The following is a 13,434-nucleotide window of genomic DNA, read 5'->3' as shown; positions in this document are numbered from 1 at the left end:
AAGTACCACGTTCAGAAATTGCGTAAATATAACACGATTTTTTGTATTGTTGTCTGTTTTTAAATCATATTTACATTTCGTAAGGCACAAACAACCTTACCAAACATACTTCAATTCCACTCCGCCGTTAAATTGTGAGCGAATGACATCGCCATGATTATAACCGCCTTTGAGGATGATATTGAAATGTTTGCCCAAACCGAAAATTGCGCCCAATTCGCTTTCCATCCGATGTTTGAAAAGCGCGAGCTTGAAAGCCCGTCCATCGGCAGTCAACGTCTGATGGTTGTGTGAATTTCGGACATAATTGACGGCAGTATAAAGTGTTAACTCGCTGCTTGAGGAAAGGGCGACGGTTTTATCCAGACGAATCCCGCCGCGGAGTTGCCAGAAATTCAGCGCGTTATTATGCAGCGCAATATCTTCATGTCGGTAGCTCGTCGCTCCAAGATGATAGTAGGTCACATCGGCGGAAGGGGTGATACCAATCGAACCTAGCTGCCGGCGTTGACCAAGCGCAACGGAGGCGCTGGCGGCGTGCTGTTTCATTTTATTTTTACCCGGTTTACTGGTTAAATAATGATAGTTGAGTACAGCGCTAAGGTAAAACCGGTTATCGAATACCATTTTATTGTACCAACTCAAACTATGGCTGACCCCGTTCCCATTTTGATTCTCCGCAAATGAATTATTGGCTCGGCTGTGAGTGAATGCAATGCCGGCTAGCCAGTAACCGCCGTCAAATGCCTTGGCGGTGTCGACACCGAGTTGTTGCGTCGCGAGTTGTTGTTTGTAAGTGCGGTAGCTATCACTGCTATAACGCATGGTTTCACGATCCAGATTGAGCCATAGCCCGCTATTTTTCTCATTCAGACGTTGTAGATATTGGTTTAATTGGCTTTGTTGTTTGGTTAATTGATTCACGCCTGCCGCATAATTGGAAAGTGCGGTATTGGCGGCACGGCTTATCCATGACGGCTGAAACAGTGCGCCAGCCGACATATTGCCATCGGCACTGTTTAAAATCTTGGCAGCACGACGGTAGCGAGTTGGCTTGCTTGCCGCATTATCGGGGTTTTCAGGCGAATCGTCATAAGCCGAGGGTATCGCCGGCGTTGCCTTATCCGATGTTTGGCTGAAGTTTGCAACGTCGGGATTTGCGCTATCGTTATCGGCGCTGACGGCAGTTGCGGGCAGCAAGGCGTTATATAAGGCAAAGCTATTATTTTTGCGGGTTAAAATATAACGGTATGCACCGATATCCAAATAGCGGTTTGGCAAGGCAATGTTTATTGCATTCCAATCTTGGTTGGCATTGGTCAAGGTGAGTAACGGTAAAAATCCCGGACGGGCGACGGCATTTTTTTGACCGCTGAGATCTAAGCTCAACCAATAATCGCCGGTGGCAAGCCCATTGACGATCAGACGATCGCTTTTTCCGGTGGCAAGATTGGCACTAAATTTAAACAGTCCTTGTCCGTTTAAATTGCCGTCAATGGTGAGCGTATGAAAACGATCATGGTCGGTATCGCCATTGAGCTGTACAACCGAACCGGCGACCGCAGTTAAATTGCCTAAACGACTGCTATCGCTCAGCACCCAGTTGGCATCGTGTTGCAATAGCGTATGGCTGGTCGGCGCGGCTTGAATCGTACCGCGCAATTGTGCTTTGCCGATATTCAGTTTGGCATTTTCACCGAGGGTGATGTTGCCGTTTATACGGGCGGTCGGCAGTACCGCATAATGTTCCGCACTCAGAGGATTCTGCCGGCAACTGACATGACCGTTGCCGTCATTCAAGCTACATTGCCAGCTATTGTTCCAACCGTCATTGGCTTTGCTGTAACCTAAACTTACTTGGCTATTGGCGTCAGCCGCAATATTGCCTTGTAAATCCGCATAATTGCCTAATTGCAGGGTGGCGCCGGCAGCCGATTTAAAGGTTTTCGCCTTAAACTGGGTTGAGATCCAGTCGTCCGCGATGGTGACATTGCCGGCGTGCGGGGTCGGGCGACCGGAAAGAAGTAAAGTCCCTTTTTCGACTTTTATTTCTCCGTTCAGGTTACTACCGCCAGCCAAGGTGTAAATCCCCGTTTCGATTGGCGAACGGTAAGTAAAATTCAATTTACCGTTATATCTGCTACTTTCGTTTTCGCCTAACACGCCCAAAAAGACGGCACGATTTGCACCTTGGAGAATATGCTCAATCGCGGCATTTTTATCCGTACCGAGATATTCCCAACCGTTACCGTTGCTTTGATCCGTCGGGAAAAAACCATAATTTTTTGCAGTAAGCTTAAAATATTCCACCATATTGCGATTATAAATATTAGTGTATTCATACAGGGTGCCGGGCGTGCCGCTTTTCGTCGCCAGCCAACGATAGATTGTCGGATCGCCGCCACCTTTCACAACGATATTTGCGGTTTTATCCGAATGGGAATTGGTGATCCGCGCGCCGTTATCCACATTGCGGATACGGCTGAAAGTGATGTCATTACCATTGAGATCCAGCCGCCCGCCGCGGAAACCGAAATAGATGTTATCGGCTTGGACTTGTCGGCTGTCACTTAATACGACGGTCGGTCTGCCGCTGACAATTTGGATTTTTTCGAAGGCTTGCACTGCACCGTTTTGATCCGCTTGCTGTTGTAAAATCACCGTGCCATCGCCCACGCTCAGGCTGCCGGGATTTTTACCTTTGGCATTGACAAGGAGAGTCCCTTCGCCGATCTTGTGCAGAAAATCATTGGCAATACCATTGACTTGCCAAGTCACCCGTTTGTCTTTTTCCACGATTAAGCCGGCGCCGCGCCAAATTTGTTGGTTTTCCGGCGTTACCGTGTAATTGCCTTGAAATGTTAAACCGCCTGCGCCTTGATTAATATCGTCTTGCAGAACAATGCTACCACTGCCGCGCAACGTTACATTTTTACCGCTATTCAGTGATTGATTAGCTGATAGCGTAGTGTTTGAATCGGCGAGGTGCACCATCCAGTGTTTACCGTCAATTTGTTTCAGCTCGCTTTTGTTGTCGTGTTTGCCTGGCGATTTACGCCGCCAAACCAAATCGGCGGTATTTTCAATATGAGGATCGCGATCATCTTGGTAACGCGCTTCGGCAAACGGTTTGTCAACCACAACCCACCAGTTGCTGGTTGTGCCGGCAATGCCGTGCATAACGCCGACCAACACCCATTGGTTCAGCGAACTGTCCCAGCCAAACAGGGGAGAGCCGCTGTCGCCGGGCTGGCTTTGCATGGCGAGTATGTCATTTTGGGGATCATAAAGATCGCCGTTTTCATTATAAAAAGAGTGATCGGAAAAAACGGGAGCGCGTACTGTGCCGCCGGTAACAAAGTTATAAGCGCCGCTAATCCAACGGTTTTTTCCATTTTTATCTCTCACTTGCTGGCTACCACTGCCCATACGGTAAAAAATCGGGAAGCGCTGCCGGTTTGTATAGACGTTTCTATCCATACCGGCACCGGTGATTTCAGCTGGAGCAACGTCGGTAACGTATTTTTGCAGGCGCGGAATATGCAGATCCTTTCCCCAATGGTTATTACGGTCGACTAATTGATAGTTTTGGCGTAAATAATCGGGATTATTGCCTGATCCGCCGAAGGTGACGTTTTGGTAACCGCCGTTATGTTTGACCCCGGCAAGGTATTGTGCGGCAACCAAGGTTGATACGCCGTAGCGATCGGCACTGCTGAAATCAATCATCGGCGCTTGATTGAGAACGCCCAGTCGGGTGCCGTTTAGGGTATTAATCGGGATATTGGTTGCTCCCGGCAGAAACCGTCCTTTATTTTCGGCAAAATCGCGAAAAATTTGATAGGAAATATCATCGCGGACAATTGAACTGAGCGCAGGATAACTAAAAAGTGCGGTGGTGATCAGTACGGCAAGTTTATTGGGTTTAAATAACATAAATGCTCCGGCAAGGTAGCAAGGAATGGGAGCTGCATTATATGAAGAAATGCCGTCAATCCTATTGAGTTGACGGCAAATTAGCGAAAGTCTGTTTTTATTTTTTTGACTAAATATATTCCAATCAATACTAATCGTCTGAAAATATACGGTTTTGTGTTGCTATGAAAAGAATACACCATATTTTTAAAGGGATAATGCCGAGTGATATCAAAGCAACCGCGAATTCTGATTTATCGCAAATATCATAAGCTTAGATTTGCAACGGATCAAAATGCGCCAAATCAATCCGATTGTCCGTGCCGTAAAATTCGCACAGGGCTTGGCGCAGGGTTTCGGCGCGTTTGGGCAAACCGTGTTGGGCATAGTGGCGGACTTGGGCGTACACCGCACTTTTAAACGGTCGGGTGTCGCCGGTTTGCCCGTTGAGATTATCGGCACTGGCGAAAAAACGTTTGTTGGCGGCGGTGGAGAGAATCCACTCAATCGCTTGCGGTTTCACTTCCACCTGCTCGAATAAACGTTGTTGTTGTTCCGTTCTGCCGTCCGGTTCATACCAGTAGCCGAAATCCTCCAAATGCCAACGGGAACGCCCGGCAACCAGCCAATGGGCGATTTCATGCAAGGCACTGCTGTAGTAACCATGCGCAAAGCGGATCACGTTATAAGTGCGGTTTTCGTCGGCTGGCAGATAAATCGGTTCGTCACCGCCTTTTTCTAATTTGGTGTTATATTCCGCATAAAAACAAGTGTTGAAGATGTTAATCAGATCGTTGTAGTCGTGTTGCATTGTGGGGTCCGTAAATAAAAAAGGATTGAAATGAAGCCAATGAATTAAACAAAGCAAAAGAGCTGAAATCCTCAGTTCAGACTGCTGACAAAGAGTAAATAACTTGATTTTTATGATGAAAGTAGGGGCGGATTATATATCTGCCCGAACCAGACTTTGCATTTTCCCATTGTAGATTAAATGCTTATATCTTACTTCGTAAACGGGCGGATATATAATCCGCCCCTACGTTGCCTTATAAACTCAAAAGTGCGGTTATCTTAATTCAGTTTTTGCAACGCTTCAATCCGTTTTTCCAACGGCGGATGGCTCATAAACAGCGCCGCTAACGGGGTGCCGCGTTTGCCGTTAATTGCAAATGCCGCCAATTCGCCTTCCAGTTGTTGCGGCTCATGTAAGCTTTGCAGACGTTTGAGTGCCGCAATCATTTTTTGTTTGCCGACTAATTGCGCCGAACCGGCGTCGGCGTGGAATTCGCGGTAACGCGAGAACCACATCGCAATAATGCTGGCGAGGAAGCCGAATACGATTTCCAACACCATCGCCACCATAAAATACATGCCGCTGCTGGTTTCGCCGTCGCGGTTACTGGCAACCACTTTGGCGATCATGCGCGAGACAAAAATCACAAAGGTGTTCAGCACGCCTTGCAATAAGGTCATGGTGACCATATCGCCGTTGGCAATGTGGCTGACTTCGTGCGCCAACACCGCTTCGGCTTCATCGCGGGTCATGCCGTTTAACAAACCGGTGCTGACCGCAACCAGTGAGTTCTTTTTGCTGGCGCCGGTGGCAAAGGCATTGACATCGCTAGAGTGATAAATCGCCACTTCCGGCATTGGCAAACCGACTTTGCGCGCTTGCGCTTGCACGGTGTGCAGCAGCCATTGCTCTTGTTCGTTGCGCGGTTGGCTGATCACTTGCGCACCGACCGCTCTTTTTGCCATCGATTTCGACATCAACAGCGAAACCAGCGAGCCGCCAAAGCCGAACAACGCCGCTAAAATCAACAGCCCTGCCGCATCTTGTGATTGGATCCCGGTCAGGGTCAAAATAATATTAAAAACCACCAACACTGCCATATTGGTCAACAAGAACAGAATAATTCGCATCATAAGTAAATACTCCTATCAAAAATAAGGACGGAAACAGCACCATAATATCACAAAGATGGTTATCAAGATGTTAATTTCAAGTCCAAGTGGTCAGTTTAAGAAATTTATTTTTAAATGCGATTTTTTATTCGATAGTGCGCCCAGCCCCAAAGTGCGGTCAAACACAAGTGTTTATATCTGGCTATTTTCAATTTTGCGATCCGGATCGAGAAAAAAAGTGCGGTCAGTGGCGAAACGTGCGTAAAAACACTAGATTAATTTCCGGTTAGTCAGTAAAATCGCCGACTTCTTAAACAGCACCTTTTCGGTATCCTGCCGACAAGCCGTAATGTGTAATAACGAGGCGTGAATCATCATGACAAACAAAACCAATTTACTCGATTTAAACCGCAAAGAGTTGCGCGAACTGTTGCAAGGTTTAGGCGAAAAGCCGTTCCGCGCCGATCAACTGATGAAGTGGATCTACCATTTCGGCGAAGACAACTTTGATAATATGACCAATATTAACAAAGTATTGCGTGAAAAATTGAAAGCGGTGGCGGAGATCCGCGCGCCGGAAGTGGCGGAAGAACAGCGTTCCAGCGACGGCACAATCAAATGGGCGATGCAGGTTGGCGATCAACAAGTGGAAACCGTGTATATTCCGGAAAATGATCGGGCGACTTTGTGTGTATCGTCGCAAGTCGGTTGCGCCTTGGCGTGTACCTTTTGCTCGACTGCGCAACAGGGATTTAACCGTAATCTGACGGTGTCGGAAATTATCGGGCAAGTGTGGCGCGCCTCGAAAATTATCGGCAATTTCGGCGTGACCGGCGAACGCCCGATCACCAACGTGGTGATGATGGGGATGGGCGAGCCGTTGTTGAATGTCAGCAATGTGGTGCCGGCAATGGAAATTATGCTCGACGATTTCGGCTATGGTTTGTCCAAACGCCGTGTCACGTTATCGACTTCCGGCGTGGTGCCGGCATTGGATAAATTGCCGGAAATGATCGATGTGGCGTTGGCGGTGTCGCTGCATGCACCGAACGACGAATTGCGCGATGAAATCGTGCCGATTAACAAAAAATACAATATTAAAATGCTGATGGATTCGGTCAGTCGCTATCTTGCGGTTTCCAAAGCCAATCACGGCAAAATGACGATTGAATATGTAATGCTCGATCATATTAATGACGGCACGGAGCATGCGCACCAATTGGCAAAAGTATTGGAAAATATTCCGTGTAAAGTGAATTTGATTCCGTGGAATCCGTTCCCCGAAGCCCCGTATAACAAGAGTTCCAACACGCGTATCGACCGTTTCCAAAAAGTGTTGATGGAATACGGGCTGACCGTGATTGTGCGCAAAACCCGCGGCGATGACATTGACGCGGCGTGCGGGCAATTGGCGGGCGAGGTGATCGACCGCACCAAACGTACCTTACATAAGAAAGCGTTTGGCGAGGCGATTTCCGTTAAACAGGCTTAACCGATAATCATAACGAGAGGGAGAAAATATGTTCGGTTTTAAACAAGATACAGCGAAAAAAATCCCGTTTTTATCCCTTTTGACCGCACTTTTATTCAGTTGCGTATTGAGCGGCTGCGCCACGCCGCCACAGAACAGTGAAAACCAGCGGGCGGCTTACGCCCGAGTGCAAGTTGCGTTGGGTTATCTGCAACAACGGCAATACGAAGCGGCAAAGCAGAGTTTGGATAAAGCGTTGCAGCACAGCCCGGATTATTATTTGCCGTATTTGGTGCTGGCGCATTACTACCAACAGATCGGCAATGTTAATCAAGCCGAGAGCCATTATTTGCTTGCGTTGGACAAAGATTCGCAACAAGGCGACAGTCATAATAATTATGGGGCGTTTTTGTGCCAGCAGGGCAGATTTAGTGACGCATTCAGCCATTTTGACACCGCACTTGCCAGCCCGGATTATTACCGTTTAGCGCAAACCTACGAAAATACCGCACTTTGCGCCCACCAAGCCGGCGATCGTTCCCGTTTGAATGCCGCATTGGAACGGTTGCGCCATATTGATGTCCGGCAGGCACAACAACTTGCCGAGCTGTTGCGTTAAATGTTATGACAAGCCAGTGAATGAATTTGCCGTTTTTTTCATATATCAGCGCCTGATCCATGATTAACAGTTGCAAAAATAAGGGTAGAATTTTAAACTTTGCGCTTGAAATTCATTTTATGGTAACGTCATGGAAAATCAGCAACAACAAACGACTTTTAATCTTGGCGAAACGCTGCGCCAAGCGCGTGAAAAACTGGGCTTAAGCGTGGAGCAAACCGCTCAGAAAACCTTGCTTAAAACAGCAATTATCAAGCATATTGAAAATAACGAATTTATCGTGCCGTCTTGTCCGCCGACCTTTATGAAGGGCTACGTGCGCAATTATGCCAAATTTCTGAAAGTGCCGGAGTCGGTTTGGAATGATCCGTCGATCACTTACGGTGAAGCGGTGCAGAATGATTTACAGAAAAATATGCGTAATAACTATAAAGTGAATCACTATTCTTCTTATTCCGGCTGGATTGGGCGATTGACTTGGATCGTCGCCTTGGCAATGATCGGGATGACCGCATATTGGTGGTGGCAAAATTACCAACAATCGCAAGACGAACGCACCAGTTTAGTGGAAAATTTTCTGAGTGGCTCGCAAACAACCAGTGCCGCCGCGGAAAGTGCGGTGAGCACCAGCGAGAATCAACTCGTTGCGGCTCCGATTAGTGAGAATCAACCGGCGGTGGCGATTCAAACGGATAATCCGCTTGCCGGTCTACCTGCCGCGGATTCAATTCAGGATTCGACTAATGTTGTTGTCTTGACACCGCCGCTGGAGATGAGTGAAGAAACCGCCGACAATGCAAGCAGCTTGACGCCGGCGGAAGTGCAAACCTCAGGGCAGGTGTTAAGTAATGTGATGGAACAATTGGACGGCTCTACGGCAACGGCAAACACCGAAAACGAGACGCCAATTGCGGTTGGGCAAGCGTTACCTGCGGCGGGCAGCGGTTTGACGATTGAAATTGTCGGCAGTAGCTGCTGGTTAAGCGTGCGTGACGGCAATCGCAAGGTGCTGGCGCAGAAAGAATATAAACAAGGGGAAGTATTGAATTTTGCCGATGGCGAGCCGTATTCCTTAGTCATCGGTGCGCCGCAAAATGTACGGATCACCTTCCAAGGGCAGGAAGTGCCGCTCACCATCGATGGGCGTGTCGCGCGAATCAAACTGCCGAATTAAGAGAGAGCAAAGCATGTTAAAAGAGATTCCGATTCAACGTCGCCAATCGACCAAAATTTATGTCGGCAATGTGCCGATTGGCGGAGACGCGCCGATTGCGGTGCAATCGATGACCAACACCCGCACCACCGATGTGGCGGCGACGGTGGCGCAGATCAAAGCCTTAGAAAAAGTCGGGGCGGATATTGTGCGCGTTTCCGTGCCGACCATGGATGCAGCCGAAGCATTTAAGCAGATTAAACAACAAGTCAATGTGCCGTTGGTGGCGGATATTCATTTTGATTACCGCATTGCGTTGAAAGTAGCCGAATACGGGGTGGATTGTTTACGGATTAATCCGGGCAATATCGGGCGTGAAGATCGCATTCGCACGGTGGTGGATTGCGCGCGCGATAACCATATCCCGATTCGGATCGGGGTTAATGCCGGTTCGTTGGAAAAAGACATTCAAGAAAAATACGGTGAGCCGACACCGGAAGCGTTGTTGGAGTCGGCATTGCGCCATGTCGACATTTTGGATCGCCTCAATTTTGATCAATTCAAGGTCAGCGTCAAAGCCTCCGATGTGTTTTTAGCGGTCGAATCCTACCGTTTATTGGCGAAAGCGATCAAACAGCCGTTACATCTGGGTATCACCGAAGCCGGTGGCGCACGCGCCGGCGCAGTGAAATCGGCAGTCGGTTTAGGGATGTTGTTAGCCGAAGGGATCGGCGACACCTTGCGCGTTTCCCTAGCCGCTGATCCGGTCGAGGAGATCAAAGTCGGCTTTGATATTTTAAAATCGTTGCGTATCCGTTCGCGCGGCATTAATTTTATCGCTTGCCCGACTTGTTCACGGCAAGAATTTGATGTGATCGGTACGGTCAATGCGTTGGAACAACGCTTGGAAGATATTGTCACGCCGATGGATGTGTCGATTATCGGCTGTGTGGTGAACGGACCGGGCGAGGCGTTGATCTCGGATTTAGGCGTGACCGGCGGCAATAACAAAAGCGGTTTCTATCTGGACGGGGTGCGCCAAAAAGAGCGGTTTGACAACGATAAATTGATCGATCAGCTAGAAGCCAGAATCCGCGCCAAAATCGCAATGCAAGATCCGAATTTACGCATTAATACCGCTGATTTAACCTAAGATCTGTTGATCATTTGTGTTTGTAACTTAAATTTTACCCGACAGCGACCTACGGTCGCAATCGGTTAAGCATTGATGAGAGTGGCTTTGCCTCTCCAAAGCAGCCGCAAAGCGGCTGATCTATGCGTAAGCTAGTACGGCTTTGCCGTGCTAGGCTAAAAAGAAATTGAATAATGTACTTAAAACATCAACAGATCCTAGTCAATAAGAAATGAATAAGAAAGGAAAAAACGTGGCGAAAACCATTCAAGCAATTCGCGGTATGAACGATTGTCTGCCGCAAGACACCCCATTGTGGCAATGGCTGGAAAGCACCGTCAGATGCGTGTTAAGCAGTTACGGCTATAATGAAATCCGTATGCCGATTGTCGAATCCACGCCGTTGTTTAAACGTGCTATCGGCGAAGTGACCGATGTGGTCGAAAAAGAGATGTTTACTTTCGATGATCGTGACGGCGAAAGTTTGACCTTGCGCCCGGAAGGCACGGCTGGCTGTGTGCGTGCCGGTATTGAACACGGGTTACTGTATAATCAAGAACAACGTTTATGGTATATGGGCCCGATGTTCCGTTATGAACGTCCGCAAAAAGGGCGCTATCGCCAATTTCACCAAATCGGGGTGGAAGTGTTCGGCATTACCCAAGCGGAAATTGATGCCGAGCTGATTTTGCTGACCGCCCGTTTATGGAAAGCATTGGGGATTGCCGATCATGTCAGCTTGCAACTCAATTCGATCGGTTCATTAGAGGCACGCAATAACTACCGCCAAGCATTAGTCGATTTCCTGCAAGATCATTTGGATATTCTGGATGACGATTGCAAACGCCGTTTAACGACTAACCCGTTACGCATTTTGGACAGCAAAAACGAACAGATTCAGCAAGTGCTGAATCATGCCCCGAAACTGCATGATTATCTGGATGAGGATTCCAAACGGCATTTCGCGCATTTGTGTGCGATTCTCGATCAAATGGGGATTGCCTATGAAATCAATCAAAAACTGGTGCGCGGTTTGGATTATTATAATAAAACCGTATTCGAATGGGTGACAACCGCACTTGGGGCGCAAGGCACGGTTTGCGGCGGGGGGCGTTACGACGGCTTGGTCGAACAACTGGGCGGGCACGCCACCTCAGGGGTCGGTTTCGCCATGGGCGTAGAGCGCTTGGTGCTGTTGGTGCAAGAAGTCAATCAAAACCTGAGGTTACCGCCAGCGGTTGATATTTATGTGGTACACAGTGGCGAACAAGCGGCGCTGCACGCTTTTAAAGTGGCGGAGCAGTTGCGCGCGGCTTGTCCGCAGAAAAATGTCATGCTACATTGCAGCGGCGGCAATTTTAAAAAGCAATTCAAACGTGCCGACAAAAGCGGGGCGGCATTTGCCGTAGTGATCGGCGAAGACGAAGTGCAAAACGGGCGATTAGTGGTGAAGGATCTATTGGGACGCAACGAGCAACAAACTTTGCCAACCGAAGCGGCAATCCGCTTTTTGGCTGAAAACGTATCATTTTAAAGGAGTGAATCCGTGTCATATATTACAGAAGAACAACAAGTCGAAGAGCTGAAAAGCTGGTGGAAAGAAAATAGCAAAGTGATTATCACCACTTTCGTGCTGGTGGTCGGCGGTGTGTTGGGCTGGCGTTATTGGCAGTCCGAACAAATTAACAACCGCATGCTGACGTCAAATAACTATGAGCAAGTCACACAAGCGTATCAACAAAATCCACAAACCAATGCGGAACTATTGCAAAAATTTGCCGATGACAATAAAGATTCCAGTTATGCGGTATTTGCCTTGTTTGAACAAGCTAAAAGTGCGGTTGCACAAAACAATTTGGCATTGGCGGAAAGCAGTTTGCAACAAGCCGTTGTTATCGGCAAAGATAGCAATCTAAAAACCATTGCCAGTTTGCGATTGGCGGAATTACAAGTGCAGCAACAGAAATTTGAAGCGGCACAAGCTAGCTTAAATAACGTCACTGACAGTGCATGGCAGGGGAACAAACAACGGTTGTTAGGGGATATTTTATTGGCAAAAGGCGATAATGCCGCTGCCAAAAATGCTTATCAACACGCGTTAAGCAATGAGAATTTAAACTCGCTTGACCGACAGCTGCTGCAACTGAAAGTAGATAGTTTGGCGCAATAACCATTTTATTTTTTATTAGAGAAGAGGAAAAACCATGTCTGAGTTACAAAGCATTATTGAAGCCGCCTTTGAAAAACGTGCGGAAATCACCCCGAAAACCGTTGACGCTACAACAAAAGCCGCGATTGAAGAAGTGATTGCCGGTCTGGACAGCGGCAAATGGCGTGTGGCTGAAAAAATCGACGGCGAATGGGTAACTCATCAATGGTTGAAAAAAGCGGTGTTGCTGTCTTTCCGGATTAATGATAACCAAGTATTGGAAGGCTCCGAAACCAAATATTTTGATAAAGTGCCGATGAAATTTGCCGATTACGATCAAGCGCGTTTCGAAAAAGAAGGCTTCCGCGTTGTGCCGCCGGCAGCGGTGCGTCAAGGGGCGTTTATTGCCCGCAACACGGTGTTAATGCCGTCTTATGTCAATTTAGGCGCCTATGTCGATGAAGGCACGATGGTGGATACGTGGGCGACGGTCGGTTCTTGTGCGCAAATCGGTAAAAACGTACATTTGTCCGGCGGTGTCGGTATCGGCGGTGTGTTAGAACCGTTGCAAGCCAACCCGACCATCATTGAAGACAACTGCTTTATCGGCGCACGTTCCGAAGTGGTGGAAGGCGTGATCGTCGAAGAGGGTTCGGTGATCTCGATGGGCGTATTTATCGGTCAAAGCACGAAAATCTATGATCGTGAAACCGGCGAAATTCATTACGGACGTGTTCCGGCGGGTTCGGTTGTGGTTTCCGGCAGCCTGCCGTCAAAGTGCGGTAAATACAGTTTATACGCAGCGGTGATCGTGAAAAAAGTCGATGCCAAAACCCGTGGTAAAGTCGGAATCAATGAATTATTAAGAACAATTGACGAAGAGTAGTTGGTTTTTTGCACAAAAATACGCACCCCAATTGTAAAAATTGGGGTGTTTTGTTATATAATGCTCGTTATTTGTACAAATAGACTGAAAAACAGTTGTGCTTCAAGAAAAAATGTTGGACACTTGCCCTCACTCAAATGTGAGTGTTGTGTAAGTGTATTTACATAACATTAACGAACTTAATTGCAAACAGGAGTTTTGAAA

Annotated in this window: 10 protein-coding genes; 7 read left to right on the top strand and 3 right to left on the bottom strand. The window is 47.8% G+C overall.

The window, feature by feature from the left end; translation table 11 throughout:
• Positions 1–96 precede the first annotated feature (96 nt).
• The 3 genes from ACWA50_RS10575 to htpX form a co-directional block, all read right to left on the bottom strand.
• A complete protein-coding gene (locus tag ACWA50_RS10575; RefSeq protein WP_431052336.1) occupies positions 97–3,936 on the bottom strand; it encodes a S6 family peptidase in 3,840 nt (1,279 codons plus the stop codon).
• A 253-nt stretch (positions 3,937–4,189) separates the two neighbouring features.
• Positions 4,190–4,726 carry an elongation factor P hydroxylase gene (locus ACWA50_RS10570; protein ID WP_431052334.1) on the bottom strand — a complete coding sequence of 179 codons (537 nt, stop codon included), beginning with the start codon at positions 4,724–4,726 and terminating at the stop codon, positions 4,190–4,192.
• Positions 4,727–4,986: 260 nt separating this feature from the next.
• Positions 4,987–5,841, bottom strand: a complete 855-nt coding sequence (htpX, locus tag ACWA50_RS10565) for a protease HtpX (protein ID WP_431052332.1) — start codon at positions 5,839–5,841, stop codon at positions 4,987–4,989.
• A 355-nt stretch (positions 5,842–6,196) separates the two neighbouring features.
• On the opposite strand from htpX, the gene ACWA50_RS10560 reads away from it, so the two are divergent.
• The 7 genes from ACWA50_RS10560 (at position 6,197) to dapD (ending at position 13,230) form a co-directional block, all read left to right on the top strand.
• On the top strand, positions 6,197–7,312 hold the full coding sequence (locus ACWA50_RS10560; protein ID WP_431052330.1) for a bifunctional tRNA (adenosine(37)-C2)-methyltransferase TrmG/ribosomal RNA large subunit methyltransferase RlmN: 1,116 nt from the start codon (positions 6,197–6,199) through the stop codon (positions 7,310–7,312).
• Between the two features lie 28 nt (positions 7,313–7,340).
• Positions 7,341–7,910 (top strand): type IV pilus biogenesis/stability protein PilW, encoded by a 570-nt coding sequence (pilW, locus tag ACWA50_RS10555; protein ID WP_431052328.1) that lies wholly within the window; start codon positions 7,341–7,343, stop codon positions 7,908–7,910.
• Between the two features lie 130 nt (positions 7,911–8,040).
• A complete protein-coding gene (locus ACWA50_RS10550) occupies positions 8,041–9,084 on the top strand; it encodes a RodZ domain-containing protein (RefSeq protein WP_431052326.1) in 1,044 nt (347 codons plus the stop codon).
• A gap of 13 nt (positions 9,085–9,097) precedes the next feature.
• A complete protein-coding gene (ispG, locus tag ACWA50_RS10545; protein ID WP_431052324.1) occupies positions 9,098–10,216 on the top strand; it encodes a flavodoxin-dependent (E)-4-hydroxy-3-methylbut-2-enyl-diphosphate synthase in 1,119 nt (372 codons plus the stop codon).
• Between the two features lie 232 nt (positions 10,217–10,448).
• On the top strand, positions 10,449–11,729 hold the full coding sequence (hisS, locus tag ACWA50_RS10540) for a histidine--tRNA ligase (RefSeq protein WP_431052322.1): 1,281 nt from the start codon (positions 10,449–10,451) through the stop codon (positions 11,727–11,729).
• A gap of 12 nt (positions 11,730–11,741) precedes the next feature.
• Entirely contained in the window at positions 11,742–12,365 is a 624-nt protein-coding gene (locus ACWA50_RS10535; RefSeq protein ID WP_431052320.1) for a YfgM family protein, read from the top strand.
• A gap of 34 nt (positions 12,366–12,399) precedes the next feature.
• Positions 12,400–13,230: a 2,3,4,5-tetrahydropyridine-2,6-dicarboxylate N-succinyltransferase gene (gene dapD, locus ACWA50_RS10530; RefSeq protein ID WP_431052318.1), complete on the top strand. Its 831-nt coding sequence runs from the start codon at positions 12,400–12,402 to the stop codon at positions 13,228–13,230.
• The last annotated feature ends 204 nt before the right edge of the window (positions 13,231–13,434 follow it).

Source organism: Testudinibacter sp. P17/SS/0325 (genome assembly GCF_053570765.1).
The sequence above is the reverse complement of the archived record's forward strand: the minus strand, read 5'-3'. Positions and strand labels throughout refer to the sequence as shown.